19 protein-coding genes are annotated in these 19,932 nt (G+C 68.8%); 11 read left to right on the top strand and 8 right to left on the bottom strand.

The window, feature by feature from the left end; genetic code table 11:
- The first annotated feature begins 413 nt into the window (after positions 1-413).
- The 5 genes from U9983_RS18980 (at position 414) to U9983_RS18960 (ending at position 7,072) form a co-directional block, all read left to right on the top strand.
- Positions 414-1,334, top strand: a complete 921-nt coding sequence (locus U9983_RS18980) for an acyl-CoA thioesterase II (protein ID WP_322755327.1) — start codon at positions 414-416, stop codon at positions 1,332-1,334.
- A gap of 47 nt (positions 1,335-1,381) precedes the next feature.
- Positions 1,382-2,590 (top strand): amidohydrolase family protein, encoded by a 1,209-nt coding sequence (locus tag U9983_RS18975; protein ID WP_322755326.1) that lies wholly within the window; start codon positions 1,382-1,384, stop codon positions 2,588-2,590.
- 152 nt (positions 2,591-2,742) lie between these two features.
- Entirely contained in the window at positions 2,743-4,461 is a 1,719-nt protein-coding gene (locus U9983_RS18970) for an N-acyl-D-amino-acid deacylase family protein (RefSeq protein ID WP_322755325.1), read from the top strand.
- A gap of 44 nt (positions 4,462-4,505) precedes the next feature.
- Positions 4,506-5,618, top strand: coding sequence for a Zn-dependent alcohol dehydrogenase (locus U9983_RS18965; protein WP_322755324.1), 1,113 nt, complete (start codon positions 4,506-4,508; stop codon positions 5,616-5,618).
- A complete protein-coding gene (locus U9983_RS18960; protein ID WP_322755323.1) occupies positions 5,618-7,072 on the top strand; it encodes an aldehyde dehydrogenase family protein in 1,455 nt (484 codons plus the stop codon). The genes U9983_RS18965 and U9983_RS18960 overlap by 1 nt, the downstream gene beginning before the upstream one ends.
- 143 nt (positions 7,073-7,215) lie before the next feature.
- On the opposite strand, the gene U9983_RS18955 is transcribed toward U9983_RS18960, so the two are convergent.
- The gene (locus U9983_RS18955) at positions 7,216-8,445 is read right to left on the bottom strand and encodes an acetyl-CoA C-acetyltransferase (protein ID WP_322755322.1); all 1,230 of its coding nucleotides are present in this window, start codon (positions 8,443-8,445) and stop codon (positions 7,216-7,218) included.
- A 262-nt stretch (positions 8,446-8,707) separates the two neighbouring features.
- On the opposite strand from U9983_RS18955, the gene U9983_RS18950 reads away from it, so the two are divergent.
- The 3 genes from U9983_RS18950 to U9983_RS18940 all read left to right on the top strand — a co-directional run bounded on the left by U9983_RS18950 (position 8,708) and on the right by U9983_RS18940 (position 10,974).
- Positions 8,708-9,529: an enoyl-CoA hydratase/isomerase family protein gene (locus U9983_RS18950; RefSeq protein WP_322755321.1), complete on the top strand. Its 822-nt coding sequence runs from the start codon at positions 8,708-8,710 to the stop codon at positions 9,527-9,529.
- Between the two features lie 108 nt (positions 9,530-9,637).
- Positions 9,638-10,099 carry a MaoC family dehydratase gene (locus tag U9983_RS18945; RefSeq protein ID WP_416211444.1) on the top strand — a complete coding sequence of 154 codons (462 nt, stop codon included), beginning with the start codon at positions 9,638-9,640 and terminating at the stop codon, positions 10,097-10,099.
- A gap of 86 nt (positions 10,100-10,185) precedes the next feature.
- Complete coding sequence (locus U9983_RS18940) at positions 10,186-10,974, top strand: SDR family NAD(P)-dependent oxidoreductase (RefSeq protein WP_322755319.1); 789 nt, start codon at positions 10,186-10,188, stop codon at positions 10,972-10,974.
- Between the two features lie 150 nt (positions 10,975-11,124).
- Here the strand turns inward: U9983_RS18940 and U9983_RS18935 are convergent, their stop codons facing one another.
- The 5 genes from U9983_RS18935 to U9983_RS18915 all read right to left on the bottom strand — a co-directional run bounded on the left by U9983_RS18935 (position 11,125) and on the right by U9983_RS18915 (position 15,189).
- The gene (locus U9983_RS18935; RefSeq protein ID WP_322755318.1) at positions 11,125-11,544 is read right to left on the bottom strand and encodes a MaoC family dehydratase; all 420 of its coding nucleotides are present in this window, start codon (positions 11,542-11,544) and stop codon (positions 11,125-11,127) included.
- Positions 11,544-12,032: an FAS1-like dehydratase domain-containing protein gene (locus U9983_RS18930; protein WP_322749451.1), complete on the bottom strand. Its 489-nt coding sequence runs from the start codon at positions 12,030-12,032 to the stop codon at positions 11,544-11,546. The genes U9983_RS18935 and U9983_RS18930 overlap by 1 nt, the downstream gene beginning before the upstream one ends.
- A gap of 123 nt (positions 12,033-12,155) precedes the next feature.
- The gene (locus U9983_RS18925) at positions 12,156-13,133 is read right to left on the bottom strand and encodes an LLM class flavin-dependent oxidoreductase (RefSeq protein ID WP_322755317.1); all 978 of its coding nucleotides are present in this window, start codon (positions 13,131-13,133) and stop codon (positions 12,156-12,158) included.
- A complete protein-coding gene (locus U9983_RS18920) occupies positions 13,130-14,587 on the bottom strand; it encodes a fatty acid--CoA ligase family protein (protein ID WP_322755316.1) in 1,458 nt (485 codons plus the stop codon). Before U9983_RS18920 ends, U9983_RS18925 begins: the two co-directional genes overlap by 4 nt.
- The gene (locus U9983_RS18915) at positions 14,584-15,189 is read right to left on the bottom strand and encodes a nuclear transport factor 2 family protein (protein WP_416211443.1); all 606 of its coding nucleotides are present in this window, start codon (positions 15,187-15,189) and stop codon (positions 14,584-14,586) included. The genes U9983_RS18920 and U9983_RS18915 overlap by 4 nt, the downstream gene beginning before the upstream one ends.
- A gap of 316 nt (positions 15,190-15,505) precedes the next feature.
- Between U9983_RS18915 and U9983_RS18910 the strand changes: the two genes are divergently transcribed.
- From U9983_RS18910 to U9983_RS18900, 3 genes are all read left to right on the top strand, one after another.
- Positions 15,506-16,441: an acyl-CoA thioesterase II gene (locus U9983_RS18910; protein WP_322755314.1), complete on the top strand. Its 936-nt coding sequence runs from the start codon at positions 15,506-15,508 to the stop codon at positions 16,439-16,441.
- A gap of 169 nt (positions 16,442-16,610) precedes the next feature.
- Entirely contained in the window at positions 16,611-16,913 is a 303-nt protein-coding gene (locus U9983_RS18905; protein ID WP_322755313.1) for a type II toxin-antitoxin system Phd/YefM family antitoxin, read from the top strand.
- Positions 16,910-17,182: a type II toxin-antitoxin system RelE/ParE family toxin gene (locus U9983_RS18900; RefSeq protein WP_322755312.1), complete on the top strand. Its 273-nt coding sequence runs from the start codon at positions 16,910-16,912 to the stop codon at positions 17,180-17,182. Before U9983_RS18905 ends, U9983_RS18900 begins: the two co-directional genes overlap by 4 nt.
- 57 nt (positions 17,183-17,239) lie before the next feature.
- On the opposite strand, the gene U9983_RS18895 is transcribed toward U9983_RS18900, so the two are convergent.
- Complete coding sequence (locus tag U9983_RS18895) at positions 17,240-18,442, bottom strand: acetyl-CoA acetyltransferase (RefSeq protein ID WP_322755311.1); 1,203 nt, start codon at positions 18,440-18,442, stop codon at positions 17,240-17,242.
- A gap of 1 nt (position 18,443) precedes the next feature.
- Positions 18,444-19,886 carry an OB-fold domain-containing protein gene (locus tag U9983_RS18890; protein ID WP_416211442.1) on the bottom strand — a complete coding sequence of 481 codons (1,443 nt, stop codon included), beginning with the start codon at positions 19,884-19,886 and terminating at the stop codon, positions 18,444-18,446.
- Between the last annotated feature and the right edge of the window lie 46 nt (positions 19,887-19,932).

Genomic DNA, 19,932 nt, shown 5'->3' with positions numbered 1-19,932 from the left:
CGTCGAAACCGAGGCTGCCGATCCCCGTCCAGCCGTCAGGAAGGTTCGCCGCCAGGAACGCGCGAACACGGACCCGAAACTCCTCCGCCACCGACGGATACCCGAACTCCATCGCACCCCACTCCGTCGGCGGGTCCGGGACCCACCACCAGCCCAGACAACATCGTCTATATGTTCCAACTAGATCGGGTGTACGCGCAAGCCTTCCGGGCTCAGGTCGACCAGACGAGCCCGAGGTACGGCGGGGAGCCGCGTCCACATCATCCAGGGATCACCCGCTGAGGTCTATCATCATACTAATAGAACTACTTTAGCGTGACCTCGAAAGATCGGCACGTTCCGTCGCGACCGTCTCGACATCGTCACTTTAACGTAGTATAAGTTTAAAGATATATAGGATGAGAGGTGTGATCGTGACGCACCCCGCTTCTGACAGCGGCGGAGTCGCACTGACGTCCGCGCTGCGGCCGCTGCTCGAGCTGGAGACCATCCAGGAGGATGTCTTCCGCGGACGTAGCCGTGAGAACGAGTCCACCCGGACCTTCGGCGGCCTTTTCGCCGCGCAGGCGCTGGTCGCCGCGGGCCGCACGGTCACCGACGACCGGGCGGCGCACAGCCTTCATATCGTGTTCCTGCGTCCGGGCGCGGTCGGCGCAACGACCGAGTACACCGTCGAGAAACTGCGCGACGGTCGCGGGTTCAGCTCGCGCCGCGTGGTCGCCGCCCAGACTGGCGGCGACATCCTGCACGCCTCGGTGTCGTTCCACGTGGGCGAGGACGGCTACGAGCACACGCTGCGACCGCCGACTGTTCCCGACCCGGACGAACTCCCCCCGGCGGCGTCGTGGTTCACCGCCGCCGGGGCTGAGGTCGACGACTGGTACAACACCTACCTCGGCAGCCATCCGGTGGATCTCCGCTTCGTGGGTGAGCCACCGCCGCTGTCGGCCCGTCGCGGCCGGCCGTCCACCGGCCTGCAGGTCTGGATTCGCAGCCGCGATCCACTCGGTGACGATCCGTTGACGCACGCGAGTGCCGTGACGTATGCGTCCGACCTGTTCCTCCTGGCGTCAGCGCTGCTCCCGCACGGCCAGGCGTTCGGCACCGGATCCGTCGTCGGCGCCAGCCTCGACCACAGCATGTGGTTCCACCGCCCCTTCCGGGCGGACGACTGGCTGCTCTTCGACAAGGGCAGCCCGTGGGCGGGCTCCGGCCGGGGGCTGACGAACGGCTCCGTCTTCGACCGCTCGGGACAGCTCGTGGCGTCCGTCATCCAGGAGGGACTGCTACGCCGCGTACCCGCGGCCGCACCCCAGCAACAACCCGTTGTCTAGATTGGCACACGTGCGTTAAATTGCGGGAGGCGACTGGGAGGAGCCCGATGAGCACACCAAAGATCATCTCTGTCGACGACCACATTCTTGAACCCGGTGACCTGTGGCAGCGCTACCTACCCGAGCGATTCCGGGCGGACGGCCCCCGTCTGGTGCGGCTCAAGGGACGCTTCGGGACGCACGCCCGCAGCCGCTGGCGGGAGGCCGAAGACGGGCTGTGGGCCGACGTCTGGGTGTTCGGAGACGTCAAAATGGAAATCCTTCCAGGCTTCGCGGCAGCGGGTAAGGACCAGAACTATCTCGGGCGGCACTGGGAGGCCATGACCTACGAGGACATGCGGCCAGGCTGTTACGACAGGACGGCCCGACTGGCCGACATGGACGCCAACCACACCGAGGCCGCCCTGAGCTTCCCGACGTTTCCCCGGTTCTGCGGGCAGACGTTCCACGAGTGCGGCGACCGCGACCTGGGCCTTGCGTGCGTGCAGGCATACAACGACTGGATGATCGACGAATGGTGCGCCGACGAGGCGTACGGTCGGCTCATCCCGTTGACCCTGATCCCACTGTGGGACCCCGAACTCGCCGCGGCGGAGGTTCGTCGCTGCGCGGCCAAGGGCTCGCACGCGGTCTGCTTCTCGGAGAACCCGGCCCGGTTGAAGCTACCGAGCATCCACACCGACCACTGGGATCCGCTGTTCGCCGCGTGTGAGGACACCGACACCGTCCTCAACCTGCACATCGGGTCCTCCTCCACGTTCCCGATGACCTCGATCGACGCCCCGCGAGCGGTGTCACTCGCCCTGACCTACCAGGGTGCGTCCCATGCGTTCGCAGACTGGCTCACCAGCGGTGTGCTGGAGCGGTTCCACGACCTGCGGGTGGCATTGAGTGAAGGTCAGATCGGTTGGATGCCGTTCATCCTGGAACGGCTCGACAGCGTCTGGGAACAGCGACCGGTCTACGGCAACCTGGACGGCAGGCTCTCGCGCCCGCCGTCCAGCTACGTCCGCGACCGGATCTACGGGTGCGTGTTCGACGATTCCATCGGGCTCACCCTGCGGCACCGCATCGGCATGGAACAGATCATGTTCGAGACCGACTATCCGCACGGTGACTCGACCTGGCCGAACTCGAAAGCGGTCTTCGAGAAGATGGTCACGGAGGCGGGACTCAGCGCGGACGAGGCATACCTGCTCGCCCGCGGCAACGCCATCCGCTGCTTCCGGCTCGACCGGTACGGCATCACGGCTTAGCCGGCGCTCGGGTGGGCAACAGATCGCGTGAGTACTCGCGCGCTCGGCGGCCCCACGTAAACCGGTCCGGCCAACGAGCGCGCGATCCTTGCTCGTCTCGCGCGCTCGGCGGCCCCACGTAAAGCGGTCGCCCCAGAAGTCCAGGAGGAATCGTGCACGACATCGTCATCCGCGGGGGTCAGGTCGTCGACGGCACCGGCGCCCCGCGCCAGCAAGCGGACGTCGCGATCGACGGTGGACGCGTCGTCGCGATCGGCACCGTGCCCGACGGCGGGCGCCGGACGATCGACGCGGACGGGCTCATCGTGAGCCCCGGTTTCGTCGACATCCACACCCATCTCGACGTCCAGGGCTTCTGGGACCCCACGCTTTCCCCATCTCCGCTGCACGGAGTCACCACCGTCCTGGGCGGTAACTGCGGGTTCACCGTCGCACCCCTGGACGACACGGCCGGTGACTACCTGATGCGCATGCTGTCCCGGGTCGAGGGCATGCCGCTGGAGTCGCTGCGGACCGGCGTGCCGTGGGACTGGCGCACCACCGCGGAGTTCCTCGACCGTCTGGACGGGACGCTCGCTGTCAACGCCGGTTTCATGGTCGGGCATTCGGCCATTCGGCGGGTGGCCATGGGGCCGGCGGCCACTGAACGGCACGCGACCGACGACGAGCTCGCCACGATGAAGCGGCTGCTGCGCGCCGGGATCGCGGCCGGCGGTCTCGGCTTCTCCTCCACCTGGTCGGAGAGCCACAGCGATGCCGACGGGCGTCCGGTCCCGTCCCGCGCCGCACCCGCGCAGGAGTTGTTCGCCCTGGCAGCGGTGGCCGGCGAGTTCGACGGCACATCCCTGGAGTTCCTCCCCGTCCTCCCGCAGCGAGGTGGTTTCAGCCAGGAGATCACCGACGTCATGGTCGGGATGTCGGTGGCGGCCCGCCGGCCGCTGAACTGGAACATCCTCACCGTCAGCGCGAAGACCCTGCCCGACGCGCTCGCCAGGCTCGAAGTCGGCGACATCGCCCGGGCGCGCGGCGGGAAGGTCGTCGCGCTGACGATGCCGGACACCCCGCCGGCCCGGTTTTCCTTCCGCGCCGGCTTCGTTCTCGACATGGTCCCGGGGCTGCACGACTTCCTCTTCCTGCCGCTGGACGAGCGGCTGGCGATCCTGCGTGATCCCGAGCGTCGGCGTGAGCTGCGCCGCGCCGCCGAGGAGCCGTCCGCCTTCAGCCACCTCGTCGACTGGGGCTCCCGGTACATCATCGAGACGTTCAGCCCGCAGACCAAGCCGTATGCCGGGCGGATCGTCGGCGACATCGCCGCCGAGGAGGGCCGGGACCCGTTCGACGTCCTGATGGACATCGTCGTCACGGATGAACTGAAGACGACGTTCAGTAACCCCTCCCGTGCGGCGCGGCCGGAGGACTGGCAGGCCCGTGCCCAGGTCTGGCGCGATCCCCGGGCTGTCATCGGAGCGTCCGACGCCGGGGCCCACCTCGACATGGTGGAGTTCTTCGGTTATTCGACGATGTTGCTGCAACATGGAGTCCGCGAACAGCAGGTGGTGGCACTTGAGGAGGCCGTCCGCCTCATCACCGACGTCCCGGCCCGCCTGTACGGCCTGCGTGATCGTGGTCGTCTCCGGGTCGGCGGCGCCGCCGATGTCGTCATCTTCGACGAGGCGCGCATCGCCCGCCAGCCCACCGAGACGCGCTTCGACCTGCCCGCTGGCGCGGGCCGCCTCTACGGTGAGGCCGACGGCGTCGAGCGCGTCCTGGTCAACGGTGTCGAGATCGCCCATCACGGCACGTTCACCGGGGACTTCCCGGGGAAGATTCTGCGCTCCGGCCGGGACACCGAAACCCCGTCCCTGAACTGACAGAATTTCTGGACTGACGGCACGGTAACCGGAAGGGTACGACCATGAAGACACGCGCCGCGGTCCTGCACGGTAGAGGCCAACCCTGGACCGTGGAGGAACTCTCCCTCGACGGCCCAGGCGACGGCGAAGTCCTGGTGGAGAATCTCTTCGCCGGGCTGTGTCATTCCGACGACCACCTCGGAAAAGGCGCTGGATTCCACTTCCCGATGGTGGGCGGCCATGAAGGCGGTGGCGTGGTGCGGGAGGTCGGCGCCGGGGTCTCCCGGCTGCGGCCGGGCGACAAGGTGGTCACCTCGTTTCTCCCCGTGTGTGGCTACTGCCGCTGGTGCACGTCGGGTCACTCCTATCTGTGTGATGCCGGCGCCACCACCCTCACCGGGGCCTTCGCCGACGGCAGCTACCGGTTCCATCTGGGCCAGACCGGCCTGGGTGCCTTCTGCACCCTCGGGACCTTCTCCGAACACTTCGTCGCGCACCAGAATTCACTTGTGAAGGTCCCGGACGACACGCCGTTGGACGTCGCCTGCCTCATGGGGTGCGGTGTGCCCACCGGCTGGGGATCGGCGGTCAACGCGGCGAACGTCCGCCCGGGTGACGTCGTTGTCGTCTACGGCATCGGCGGTATCGGAGCGGCCGCGGTGCAGGGTGCGCTGCTGGCCGGCGCGGCAACGGTCGTGACGGTGGATCCGGTGCCCTTCAAGAACGAGTTCGCCAAACAACTCGGGGCACAGGCCGGTTTCACGGATCATTCCGAAGCCTTCGACCACGTTCGCGATCTCACCCAGGGTGTCCTGGCTGACAGCGTGATCCAGTGTGTGGGCGTGGCCAACCCGGAAGTCATCCACCAGTGTTACGAGATGACCCGCAAGGGTGGCACCCTCGTCCTCACCGGAATAGCGGACCGCTACGAAGAGATCACGGTCAAACTGCCCGGCGGGATGCTCACGTCCTTCGCGAAGAAGGTCGTCGGGTGCCTGTTCGGTTTCTGCAACCCGCACCAGGACATCCCGATGCTGCTGGAGCTCTACCGCAACGGCCAGTTGAAACTCGACGAGATGGTAACCCGCCGCTATTCGCTGGACGAGATTAACGAGGGATACCAGGACATGACCGACGGGCGGAACATCCGCGGAATCATCGAGTTGGGCCGCTGATGGAAGCCGTCAAGCAGGACACGTTCTTCATCGGTGGACGCTTCCGCCCGGCAGCCGGTGACCGGCGTTTCACGGTCGTGAACCCGGCGACGGAGGGCATCGTCGGCAGCGCGCCGTGCGGCGAGCCAGCCGATGTCGACGCGGCTGTCGCCGCTGCCCGGGCTGCCTTCGACACCGGCCCGTGGCCGCGGATGGCAATCAAGGAACGAGCCGAGCACCTGACCAGGTTCGCGGACGAACTCGCGGCGCGCCGCAAGGAGATGGGCGAACTCGTCCTCGACGAACTCGGACTGCCACGGCGGGCAGCCCATTCCGAACCTGCCAGCATGATCGCCCTGCTTCGCTATCACGCCGGGCTGGCCGGGCAGATGACCATGAGTGAGCGCCGGACGGGTCTGTTCGGCGCCTGCGCGGACGTCACCCGGGAACCCGTCGGGGTCGTCGCGGCCATTCCCGCCTGGAACAGCCCGCTCGTCCTGGCTGCCAACAAGTTCGCCCCGGCCATGCTCGCCGGCTGCACGGTGGTCTGCAAACCCGCGCCGGAGACGTGCCTGGACACCTATCCGGTGGCCGAGGCCGCGCGTGCCGCCGGTATCCCCGACGGCGTGCTGAACCTGGTGGCCAGCGACGGCGCCGGGGGTGACCACCTCACCCGGCATCCGGGCGTTGACAAGATCGCATTCACCGGCAGCACGGCGACCGGTCGCGCGGTGGCCGCCGCCGCCGCCAGCCACCTGGCCCGGGTCAGTCTCGAACTGGGCGGCAAATCCGCCGGCATCGTGTGCGATGACGCCCCGCTCGACGAGGTCGTCGCCGCGGTCGTCGCCGCGGCCACCCTGGTCAACGGGCAGGCCTGTATCGCTCTGAGCCGCGTCCTGGTCAGCCGGCGGCGGCACGACGAACTCCTCGACGCACTACGGGCCGGCTTCGAGGCCCTGGTCGTCGGTGACCCCCGTGATCCCGCCACCCAGGTAGGTCCGCTGGTCAGCCGGCGCCACCGGGACCGGGTGCTCGGCTACGTAGCCGACGCCGCGAAGGAGGGTGGACGGGTGGTCACGGGCGGCGGCCCGCCGCCGCACACCACCCGGGGCTGGTTTGTCGCCCCCACTCTCGTCACCGGCGTGTCACCGATGTCGCGCATCGCCCAGGAGGAGATCTTCGGTCCGGTGCTCACCGTGCTCACCTACACCGACCTCGACGAGGCTGTCGCCATCGCCAACGGCACCCCGTTCGGCCTGTCCGGCGCCGTCTTCGCGCGGGATCCCGGCCAGGCACGGGCACTCGCCGACCGTATCCGCAGCGGCACTGTCGCGATCAACAAGGGTGCCGCGATCGATTTCGCGCTGCCCTTCGGCGGGTTCGGGTCGTCCGGCTACGGGCGCGAGTACGGCCCGGAGGGCGTGGCGGAGTACCTCGAGCACAAGACGATTTTCCTGGACGCGCCGGCGGGCTAAAGGGCCAAAGGGCCAAAGGGCGCGCGACGATCGTCAGATCGCGCGCCCGCAGGCCGCAGTCCCCGGGTCTCCAGAGCCGCCGGGCGGCCGTGGGATCCCAACGGACACCACGGCCGCTGCGGGGGACGCGTCCCGGGAAGGTGTCAGATCCGCTCGATGATCGTCGCCGTACCCATGCCGCCGCCGGTGCACATCGTCACCAGGCCGACGTTGGCGTCACGCCGCTCGAGCTCGTCCAGCACGGTCTGGATGAGCATCGGGCCGGACGCTCCGATGGGGTGACCCAGCGCGATCGCCCCACCGTTGACGTTGACCCGGTCCGGGTCGAGATCAAGGTCGCGGATGGTCTTCAGCGGGACCGCGGCAAACGCCTCGTTGATCTCCCAGAGATCGATGTCGGCCACGGTCATGCCCGCCTTGGCCAGGCAACGCAGGCTGGCCGGGCCGGGCGCGGTCAGCATGATCACAGGGTCGGCTCCCGCCACCGCGGTCATCCGGACGCGCGCACGCGGGGTCATCCCGTGGGCCCGGGCGTAGTCCGGCGAGGCGAGCAGGATCGCGGACGCACCGTCGACGACGCCGCTGGAGTTACCCGCGTGGTGGACGTGGCGGATCTCGCCGGCCTGGGGGTAGACCTCGCGGCACATGTCGTCGAAGGACCGGTCGAAGCCCGCCTGCACCTGGGTCGCCAGCTGCTCGAACGACGCCGGCAGCTTCGCGAGCGTGGCCACGGTCGTACCGGGGCGGGGGAACTCGTCGTGGTCGAGGGCGAGCGTGCCGTCGAGATGGCTGACCGGCACGACCGAACCGTCGAACCGGCCCTCGGCCACGGCCTTCGCGCACCGCTCCTGGCTCTGGGCGGCGAAGGCGTCGACATCTTCGCGGGTGAAGCCCTCCAGCGTCGCGATGAGGTCGGCGCTGACGCCCTGCGGGACCATCGGGTAGAGCTCCCGCAGATGAGCGTTGCCGGCGTCGAGGGTCACCACGCCCTCAGCCACCGGCCACCGTGACATCGACTCCACGCCGCAGCCGACAACCAGGTCCTGATGACCGGACAGGATGCCCATCGCCGCCCAGCTGACCGCCTGCTGGCCGGAGCCGCAGTACCGGTTGAGACTCGACCCGGGTGTCTGCACCGGCCAGCCGGCCGCCAGCAGCGCGAGCCGCCCGATGTCGGCGCCGTGCTCTCCGGTCTGCATACCGTTGCCCGCGACCACGTCCTCAACCTCGAGCGGGTCGAAACCGACCCGGTCACGCAGCGCGTTGAGTATCTGGGCCAGCACCTCCTGCGGGTGCAGCGGGTGCAGCGACCCGGTGGCCTTGCCCCGGCCACGCGGCGACCGCACGCCGTCGATGATCCACGCCTCACTCACAGCAAGCCTCCAGTAATATTCGACTATTTATCTAGACGATGTCACGAGTTGCACCCGGATGCGATATGCGAACCGGACGCTGCGGACGCTGTCGATCTAGCCACCGCCGCCCCTCGCATGCGACACTTAATCAGTAAGCGTATTAATCGATTCGTCGAGTAGCGTGCTTCGGAGCCAACCGTCCCCTGAGAGCCTGTTTCGAGATGCGACCGGATCTGATCCCCCTGCCGCGGTCCGCGGCGCGACGACGCTGGAGTCACGTGTGAGCGACCGGTACGACGACTTTCCGACGCTACGTTTCGAGCGACCCGCGCTCGGCGTTCTGCGCATCGTGCTTGACGCCCCCAACCTCAACGCGGTCAACCCGCGGATGCACCGCGACCTCGCCGAGGTCTGGCCGGTCATCGACCGCGACCCGCAGACCCGGGTCGTACTCATCCAGGGCGAGGGCAAGGCGTTCTCCGCCGGCGGTACCTTCGACCTGCTCCAGGAGATGGCAGACAACCCCGGAGTCCGCACCAGGGTTCTGCACGAGGCGCGCGCCATGGTGCTCGGCGTCCTGGACCTGTCCAAGCCGGTGGTCTCGGCCATGCACGGCCCCGCCGTCGGTGCGGGTCTCGCCGTCGGCATGATGGCCGACATCTCCGTGGTCGGACGGCGGGCGACCATCGTCGACGGCCACACCCGGCTCGGTGTCGCGGCCGGCGACCACGCCGTGCTGTGCTGGCCGCTGCTGTGCGGGATGGCCAAGGCCAAGTACTACCTGCTCACCTGCGAGCGCCTCACCGGCGAGGAGGCCGAGCGCATCGGTCTGGTCTCACTCGCGGTGGACGACGACCAGGTGCACGCACGCGGCCTCGAGGTGGCGAGCGCGCTGGCCATCGGCTCGGCCGACGCGCTGCGCGCGACCAAGTCCTCGCTCAACCACTGGTACCGGTTGCAGCTGCCCGCGTTCGAGGCCTCGCTCGCGCACGAGTTCTACGGTTTCGCGAGCCCCTCCGCCCAGGAGGGCATCGCCGCCATCCGGGAGAAGCGCAAGCCGGACTTCATCGCCGTCGAAGCGCAACACCGTGCCGAAATCTGACCCACCGCCGGCCGTCCGACGAGGAGTTCAGCAGTGACCGAAACCGCCGCCCCCGACACCGCCACCCCCACGCCGAAGAGCAGCGAGGTGCCGCTGCTGGCGCCTGGGATGACCTGGGAGGAGATGGTCCCGGGATCGGCGTTTCGCACCTCGGCCCGGACCATCACCGAATCCGACCTGATGACGTTCATCCAGTGGGGCGGCTTCAACGAGCCGCTGTTCGTCGATGCCACCCACGCCGCCGCCGGCGGCTACACGGGCCGGCTGGTACCGGGAGCCTTCGTCTACTGCATCGCCGAGGGCCTGGTACTCCAGACCAACGCGCTGCACGGCACCGGCCTGGCATTCCTGTCGATGGAACTGACGGTCAAGGGCCCCACCTACGTCGGCGACACACTGCACGCGATCGTCGAGACCCTGTCGGCCCGCCCGACCAGCAAGCCCGGACGCGGCATCGTGGCCAGCCGCGTGACAGTACGTAACCAACACGGCAAGGACGTCCTGGTCTTCACCCCGACCCGCATGATCCGCGGACGCGACTTCGTCGAGGTCGACGGCGCCGGCCACTGATCGCCAGGCCGTGCAGACGTTACTTAAATATATGACTATTTAGACCATATGGTGGGGTGATTCCACCCGCCGGTCGAGGAGGATCCGTGGGAACGCTGGACGGAAGGGTGGCGCTTGTCACCGGGGCGAGCCGCGGCATCGGAGCGGCGATGGCGCTCCGATTCGCGCGCGAAGGAGCCAGGGTCGCGGCCATGGCCCGCACCCTCGAGCCCGACCCCCGGTACCCGGGAAGCCTGCGGGAGACCGTCGAGGCTATCCAGGCCGCCGGCCACGAAGCCGTGGCCGTGCGCGGGGACCTGTCCTCGGCCGAGGACAGGCGGCGCATCGTCGCCGAGACCGTCGAGGCGTTCGGGCCGGTCGACATCCTCGTGAACAACGCGGCTGTCACCTTTCTCGCGCCGGTCGAGGAGTTCACCGAGAAGCGTTTTCGCCTCATGATCGAAGTTCAGGTGTGGGCGCCCTTCGAGCTGACCCAGCTGGTGCTCCCGGGTATGCGCGAGCGGGGAGCGGGGTGGGTGCTCAACATCTCCTCCCGGGCCGCACAGCACCCGCAGGGCCCACCGTTCGAACCGGTGCACGAGCGTGGCTTCGCCGCGTACGGCCTGTGCAAGGCGGCGCTGGAACGTTTCACGACCGCGGTTGCGGCCGAGGGCTACCGTTACGGGATACGAGCCAACGCGCTCGCCCCGCTCGACAACGTCGCGACCCCCGGCGCGGGTGCGCATGACCTCGTCGCGGACTTCCCGATCGAGGACCCCTCGGTGATCGCCGAGGCCGCGCTCGCTCTGGTCGAGGGAGACATCACCGGACGGATCGCCTACAGCCAGTCGCTACTGGACGAACTCGGCCGCAAACCCGTCGTGATCGACCACTGACACTGTGCTGGGTGACTGCGGGACCCGACGTGGAGCCCCCGCAGTTCTCCGGGAACTGCGGCCTCCGGGCGCGCGATCTGACGATCGTCGCGCGCCCTTTGGCCCACTAGTCACCCAGCACACGCGCATGGTCTGGACCCGACCGGTTCGTCAGTCGACGCGGGCCGTGGCGTAGCCGGCGATGACTTCCTCGCCCCGCGCGTTGACCGTGACCACGTCGAGGTCGACCAGGCTTACGCCGTCGGCCTCACGCAGGCCGGCCACGGTGACGCGGGCGGTGAGGCGGTCACCCGGCCAGACCTGGCTCTTGAAGCGGACACCGTAGCGGGTGAGACGACCGTCGCCCACCAGGTCGGTGACGGCGCGGGCGGTCATACCCATCGCCAGCATCCCGTGCGCGAACACACCCGGGTAGCCCGCGGCATCGCGCGCGTACACCGCATCGGTATGCAACGGGTTGTAGTCCCCGGATGCGCCGGCGTACTGCACAATCTGGGTCCGGGTGAGGTCCTCGACGAGCACCTGCTCGTGAATCTCGCCGACCTTCACCTCAGCGCCGCGCAATGCCATCAGTTCGCCCCCTGCTCAACCGGCTTCTCGGGTCGCACGCTCACGCCACGGGCCCGGACAACCAGCTCGCCGGCTGCGTCCCGGTACTCGGTGACCTGTTCTTCGAACAGCAGCTTGCCGCCCCGCCGACCCGTCTTCTCCCAGGTGTTTCCCGGCACGTTGGTCACCGTGAGCAGATCGCCCGGCCGGACCTGCCGGAAATACTCGAAATGCTGCTCGGCGTGCAGCCGGCCGCCGCCGGAGACCGCATCGGTGACTCCGCTGGGTTCCCGGCCGGAGCCGAACCATGCCTCGCCGGTACGCGGTCGCAGCGGATAGTCAGGGTCGTACTGGGCGGAGGACTGGACAAACGTCGGCGGAGCGATGATCCCCGCCGTCTCAGCCTCCCCGGCCCGCTCCGCGTCGTGGTAGACGGGGTTGGGATCCGCGACCGAGCGCGCGAAGAGCATGATCTGACCGGCCTCCACCGGGAACGTGAACTGCCCCACGAATTACTCCTCGTCATTGAAGGCGGATGGCAGAGGATCCCAGCCATCCGATGAAGCGTTGACTGCTGTTCGTCTCCGTTGTTTCTCCCGATCGGATTCTCCCGACCGGAAGAAGCCGATCGATCACCCGCGCCGCAGGAGCAGGCTGCGTACCTGCGCCGCCGACTCAAGTGCCTCATCCTCGTCACCGGCGACCGGCAGCAGGTGCACATCGCGGCAGCCGGCATCAAGATAGGGCACCAGCGCCTGCGCCACATCCTGCGGGGTCCCCCGGGGCACGTACCGCGAGAAACGGTCGAAGGGCACGCCGTAGAAGCTCTCCATCGCCCGCGAGACCGACAAACCGGCGTCCTCCACCGACCCGCCGAAGCCGCACCAGACCAGCAGCGCGTGCCGCCAGGCCACCGCGGACCGACCGGACGCGGTCGCGACGTCATCGATCTCGGCGATGACGGAGGCGTAACGCTCGGGCGAGACCCACACACCGAGCCAGCCGTCACCGTGACGACCCGCCCGCCGAACCGCCGCGGCCGACCGGCCGCCGATCACTATCGGTACGGGCACGGCCGGCGGCGGTGACACCCGCACATCGCGGAGCTGGAAATGCTCACCGTCGACCGTCACCGCAGCACCGGCCAGCAGTGCCCGCAGCACGACCAGAGCCTCGTCCATCCGGCGGCCACGGGTGGCGGGGTCGACACCGCATGCCTCGACCTCGGCGCGGTCCTCACCGCCGATGCCCACGCCGAAGACGAACCGCCCGGGTGCCATGGCCGCGAGCGTGGCAACCTGACGCGCAACCGGGACGGGGTGACGCAGCGGTAGCAGGAAGACCCCGGTGTGAACCTCGATGTCGGGCGCGGCGACCAGCAGCGCCGTGGCCTGGATGAGCCCGTCGGAACCGTAGCCGCCGCGAAAACTCACGTGGTCACCGATGACGGCATGGTCGAATCCGAGGTCCCGGATCTGCGCAGCGGCCTCGTACAGTCGCCCGGTACCGCCTCGCAGCAGCGCGAAGGGTGGCCGAACCCCGATCCGCAGCCCGACTGATCCCGACGCGGCTGATCCCGACCCGACCGGGTCGACGTCAACCGTGGTCACGATTGCAGCACTCTACGCAACACCTTGCCGGCGGCGCTTCTCGGCAGAATCTCGATCATCTCCCACTCGGCGGGCACCTTGAACCCGCTCAGGGACTCCCGCGCGAACAGGCGCAGCTCCTCGACGTCCGGTGGATCCCGCGGGTCGGCGGGGACGACGAACGCCTTCACGACCTGACCCCAGCGCCGGTCCGCCCGGCCGACGACGGCAACCTCGCGGATCGCGGGATGGAGACTGAGGACCTGTTCAACCTCCAGTGGATCCACGTTTTCCCCGCCACGCACAATGCGGTCACCACGGCGGCCCAGCAGCGTGACATAGCCGTCGGAGTCGATATGACCGAGGTCTCCGGTGTGCAGCCAACCGTCGGCCTCGGGCTGGAAGAGGTGCTCGCCGCGGGCCCGGATCTCGCCGCTGCCGTCCGGACCCGGATCGACCACCCGCAGCTCCACACCCTGCGCCGCGCGGCCGACCGTCCGCAGCAGCTCGGGCCGGGTCGTGGCCGCAAGTCGATGATCGTCGAAGTTCAGACAGGTGACCGGAGAACCCTCCGTCTGCCCGAAGATCTGCACGAAGGCAACGCCCGGAAGAACTGCCATCGCCTCGCGGAGCGTGTCCGGATGGATCGGGGACGCGCCGTACTGCAGCACGCGCAGCGTCGGCAATGCCAGCGCGCCCTCAGCGAGCAGTCGGTCGATCATCGTCGGTACCAGCAGAGCATGTGTCGTGCCGTAGTCGGCCAGGTCCTGCCAGTTACGCGGCGAGAACGGTGGCGCACAGACAACCGTGGCTCCGGCGCCCAACGCAACCGCGATCATGCCGAGGCCGGCGATGTGATGGTAGGGCGAACCAGATGCGTACACGCTGCCCGGCGCAAGGTCGACGATCGCGGCGTTGACCCTGCCCCGTACTGCGAGCTTGCCCTCGGCCACATACACCGCCTTGGGCACTCCGGAGGTCCCGGACGTGTGCAGGATCAGCGCGGTCTCATCCGGACCCGGCTGGTCCGCCGACAGCCGGTCGGTCAACAGCCGGTCGGACGCCGCGGCCGGTGGATGAACGACAAGCCGACGGCCCGTTGCCGTCGCCAGTTCCCGGCCGAGGTCCGCCGCCTCCGGCTCGGCCAGGAGCAGATTGCCGGCGAGGCCGGCCAGACAGGCGGTGAGTTCCCGGGGGGTGAGTCTGGTGCTGATCGGCGCGAGGGGACGCCGGGTGGCGGCTCCCGCGATCGTCAGCGCAAGTGCTTCCAGCGTGGTCGAGACCAGAGCCGGCAACGGGGTTCCCACGGGCACGGCAAGGCTGTCGAGCCAGTCGGCCGCGCCCGCGGCGTGCCCCAGCAGGTCGGCGCCGGTCCAGCGAGTAGCACCACTGATCACAGCCGTCTGACCCGCACCCGGGCCCGACCAGGCTCCGGTGAGCTGGGCCATCCATGTCGTCCCGGCCGCGGCGGTCATGCCCGGGTCGTCCGGGCGGCGATCGCCCCGGATGCGGTCAGTCCGGACGAAGTGGTCCCGGACGAAGTGGTTCCGGACGCGGTCAGTCCGGTGGTGTCGACGCCGTCCCAGAAGCCTGCCCACGTCGGGAAGGACTGCGGCAGGCCCGGTGGCGTCGGCGACGTGCCCCAACTGTCGAATCCCACGGCCTGCGGGTGCTCGGTGACATCGGCTGCGTACCAGTGCCGCTCGTCCCGCCGGGCGAACAGCCACTCGCCGTCGATCCGCTGGTAGGTGTCGAAGTAGCAGATGGCCATGACGATCCAGCGGTCGCCGACCTCGTGCTCGGCCCGGCAGTACACCTGCCCGCGGGCGTTGTCGGCATCGAGCAACTCCACGCGATGACCGCAGATCTGGTGCACCGACCGGTAGAACCACCGCAGGCTGGGCGCGATGTATCCACGCAGTGCCTCCCGGCCGCGGCCGTGCCGGCCGCAGTTGACATCCGGCACGAACAGCGATATCCAGGCGTCGAGGTCACGGCCGTCGACCGCGAGCGCGTACCGGATCGGCAGCTGCCCGAGCGCGAGCCGCGCCTCCACCTGCTCCAGCCGCGCGAGCAACCCCGCGTCGTGCGTCGTCACGACACCTCCAGGTCAGGCCGGCCTATTCGCCACACCGCAACCACAACCAGATCAACACAGGCAACAATACGCTTAATGAGTTGCACTATAGGGCCAGACTGTCCACTCCGCGAAGACTTCTGACCAAGTCCACCCAGACCATCTGAGCAGGCACGGACCGTGCGGGTCGCCAGCGGGCAGAGACCTCGCAGGCGCACCGCCGAGGCCGGATGTGACTCCGGACCCATGAACTCGCCCATCCTCCTTCACTAAAGATAAATCATTTAATTTCATACTTGACGACACGGAGGAGGATGTGATCAGCACTCGACACCAGCGCCCCACCACCCTGGTCGGTGTCCTCGACCTTGAGCGGCTCGACGTGGACATCTTCCGCGGGTGGAGCAGCCACGGAGAACTGCCGGTCCGCCTCTTCGGTGGTCAGGTCGCCGGCCAGGCACTCATCGCGGCCGGCCGCACCGTCGAACCGGCCCGCTCCGTCCACTCGCTCCATGCCTACTTTCTGCGGCCGGGCGACCCGGCCGTGCCGGTCATCTACCTGGTCGATCGAATCCGTGACGGCGGCTCTTACAGCACCCGACGCGTGGTCGGTGTCCAGCTCGGAGAAACGATTTTCCAGCTGAGCGCCTCGTTCCACCTCCCGGCGCAGGGTCCGACGCACGCCGAGCCGATGCCGCTGGTGCCGCCGCCGGACCAGGTGCGCACGCTGGAGGACTGGTACGCCGACGCGGGCGCCGCATCAGCGCCCTGGATGCAGTGGTTCCGCGCCGGGCAGTTCAGGACGGAAGTACGCTGCGTGGACGAGCCACCGGCACTGGCGGCGGAACGCGGGCCGAGGCCCGCCCGTCAGCGGGTCTGGTTCCGGTCGGCCGAACCGCTGCCCGACGATCCGCTCGTGCACGTCTGCGCGCTCACCTACGCGTCCGATCTCGATCTTATTAGCACAGCGTTGCTGCCGCACGGCAGAACCACCAGGGACGCCGGTATGGCCAGCCTTGACCACGCGGTCTGGTTCCACCGGCCGTTCCGGGCCGACGGGTGGCTGCTGCACGACAGGGAGAGCCCGGTGGCAGCCGGCGGTCATGCTCTGGTCCGGGCCCACGTCTACGACGCCGACGGATACCTGGTGGCCTCGATCGCACAGGAGGGTCTGGTGCGCACCCCGCGCCGCGAACCTGAACAACGCGTAACAGCTGAACAGCGCGGCCCGATGAGCAGCACGAGCCACTGAACGATGTGACATCTGCGACGGCGCGCCGAGTACCCCTACAGACCAAGAGATTGCATCGCCTGAGCGCGTTCTGCAACGAGCAGCCGCACGGCTGTACCTCTCCCGATCCTCTCGTGCTCCCGTCGCTGGCCTCGCGGACGGCGCTGGTCTGTGCAGTGGCGACAATTTGATGACTATAATTCCGACCATGGAAACGCTGCCACTCGCGGAGGTCAAGACCCGGCTGTCCGAACTGGTCACTCGGGTACAACAGCAGCACGACCAGGTCACAGTGACCCGCAACGGACGTCCCGCCGCTGTGGTGGTCTCCGTGGACGAGTGGGAGAGCCTGCACGAAACCCTGGAAATCCTCGCAGACACCGACACGGTTGCGGCGATCCTCCAGGCACGCCAAGAGGTCGCCCGCGGCGAGGTCTACCCGACCGACGAGGTGCTCGACGCCTTCCACCAGAGGAAACGGCAGGCTGGGTGAACGACCCGTACGAGGTCCGCTGGTCCCGCTCCGCCCGGCGGGCGGTCGCCGAAGAGCTACCGGAGCCGGTGGCGGCGGCCGTCCTGGAACTGGTAACAGGACCGATGCGCGCAGAGCCACGCCGGATGGGCAAACCACTGCACGCGCCGTTCGCCGGGCTGTGGTCCGCCCGCCGGGCGACCTACCGAGTGGTCTACAGCATCGACGAGGACAAGCGTCTCGTCACGGTCGAGATGGTGAGACACCGACAGGACTTCTACCGCACGTAGCCGGCCGGATGGGTGTCCGGCCGGCCTGGTGCTCCGGGCTTTGACCGCCGATGGCGGTCAGGCTGACGGTTCGGAACCGACGATCGACACGAACGACACGCACTCGCCCGGCCCGCCGCCCAGGTTGTGGGTCATGCCGAGCTTCTTGCCCGCGGCGATCGTGGAGATCGTGCGCTCCGCCGGAGCCTCACCGCGCAGCTGCAGCCAGCACTCGAACATCATCCGAAGGCCGGACGCCCCGATCGGGTGCCCGAACGCCTTCAGACCGCCGTCCGGGTTGACCGGGAGGTCACCGTCACGATCGAAGGTCCCGGCGAGGACTTCCTTCCAGCCGAACCCACGGTCGGCGAAACCGAGGTCCTCCATCAGGACGAGCTCGGTGGGGGTGAAGCAGTCGTGCACCTCGGCGAGAGCGAGCTCCGCCCGCGGGTCGGTCACACCGGCCTGGGCGTAGGCGTCCTTCGCTGATGCGACGACCTCGGGAAAGGTCGTGTAGTCGTAGTCGGGGTCGGAGTTACCCGTGGCCGGTCCCGCGATGAACGACAGCGCCTTGATGTAGATCGGCTTGTCGGTGTAGCGGTGGGCGTCCTCGGCCCGGACCACGATCGCCGCCGCCGACCCGTCGCTGACACCGGAGCAGTCGAAGATGCCCAGCGGCCCGGCGACCAGCGGCGCGTTGGAGATGACGTCCTTGGCCACCTCCTTGCGGAACTGCGCTCGCGGGTTCTGCGCGCCGTTGACGTGGTTCTTCCACGCGATGCGGGTCAGGACGTCCTTCATCTCGTCGGTGTCCACGCCGTACTTCTTGGCGTAGGCGGGCGCGAGCAGACTGAAGTTCGCCGGTGCGGTGGTCTCCGACCCGGTCCCGTCGCCCGGCGGCGTCGCCCCGGCCAGGCCGGAGAACCCGGAGTCCTTGAGCTTCTCCACCCCGATCGCCATGGCGATGTCGTAGGCACCGCTGGCCACCGCGTAGCAGGCGTTACGCAGCGCCTCCGAACCGGTGGCGCAGTAGTTCTCCAGCCGGGAGACCGGCTTGTAGGGCAGCCGCAGCGGACGCGACAGCGTCAACCCGGAGTTACCCGAACCCATCGTGCCGAGCCAGTAGGCGTCGACATCGTCCCGGGACAGCCCGGCCGAAGCGTACGCCGCCTGGGAGGACTCGATCAGCAGGTCGTCGACGGAGGATTCCCAGCGCTCCCCGAACGACGTGCAGCCCATGCCGACAATGGCAACCTTGTCCCTGATCCCGCGTGACGCCATCTCAGGCCTCCAGCCCTTCGGTGCTGCCCGCGGCCCGCACGGGGCGGGCCTTCCAGAAGTAGTTGTGGATGCCCCGCGCGGTGTTCACCTTGCGGAAGGTCATCTCGACCCGGTCGCCGATGGCGACGCTGTCCGGGTCGACATCGGTCAGCTCGCACTTGAAGCGGCCACCGCCGTCGATGTCGATGACCACGGCGACCAGCGGCGGGCTCGGGGTGAAGGCAAGTCGGTCGATCGTGAACGTGGCCACCGTGCCGTAGGTGTCCGCGAGACGTTCCGGCGCCATGTCGTCCACGGCGCCGCACGAACGGCAGACCCGCGCCGGCGGCAGGTGCCGGGTAGCACAGTTGTTGCAACGGGAGCCGGTGAAGCCGAACTTCCAGTCGGCGTTGCGGCCGGCCGGCGGAGCAGCGTAGGCGTCGGGATCGGGCCGCCGGGGCGGTTCGGTCGCGAGCCGGCCCCGCCAGTTGAGGAAGTCGGCATACCGCAGGGTGTCCCGCCCGCCGGCGATCTGGGCCGCCACCGAGACGGCGGCGCGGTGCTCGGGCAGGGCTTCGGTGGTACGCAGCGCCACCGCGGTCACGCCGTCCGCGAGGACGACGACCACGATCGTCTTACCCGCCCCGGCCCTGTCGAGGGTGTCGGCGAGCAGCAGGCCGGCATGGGCGGTCCCGGTGTTGCCGACGGTCTTCGCCAGGCCGTCGACGACGGCGTCGGGCCGTACGCCCGCGCGCCGGGTGAAGGAGGCCACCGACCGCGCGTGCAGACCGGTCACGATGAGGTGGTCGATCTGGTCCGGCGTCAGGTCGATCTGCTTGAGCAGGTCGGCGAATGCCCGGTCGGCGAGCGGTACGTAGACCGACTCGCCGAAGCGCTCCTCCCAGACCCGCGAGTGGTCGTCGCCCGGCACGCGCCACCGGTCGAGGAACTCCTCGGTGGCCGAGGCGTTCGCGAGGATCTCCGCGAGCACGGGTGCCTCCGGCGTGCCCGGCCCGACCAGCAGTGCCGCCGCGCCGTCACCGCCGTCACGCTCGTCCGCGCCACCGGGCAGGCCGGTGCGGATGTCGGAGAGCACGACCAGCGTCGGCTCGGTCGCCGCGCTCGCGGCCAGCAGGGCCCCGACGCCGGACCGCACCGAGCCGACCATGTCGACCGCGAGCACGGACTCGTCCAGCCCGAGTGCGGCGTGGATGGCCGTGGCGTTGGTCTTGTCCAGATAGGCCGGCGCCGTCGTGGCGAAATAGACCTGCCGAGGCCCGGACGCGGCCGCGTGACCCCGTAGGGTGATCCGCGCCGCTTCCACACCCAGGGATGTGGTGTCCTCATCGAAGGAGGCCACCGTGCGCGCACCGGAACCACCACGGCCGCCGAGCGCGGCGGCCACGACCTTGCGCTGGAGCCGGTGGTAGGGCAGATAGGCACCGTAGGCAAGTAGACCCGACATCGTTCTCCCGACGCAGTGTGGCGGAGCTGACCGCTCTGTCGTGACG

The organism is Protofrankia sp. Cas3 (assembly GCF_963555955.1).
GTDB lineage: Bacteria > Actinomycetota > Actinomycetes > Frankiales > Frankiaceae > Protofrankia.
Note: the sequence above shows the minus strand (reverse complement) of the source record. Positions and strands in the feature narration are given on the sequence as shown.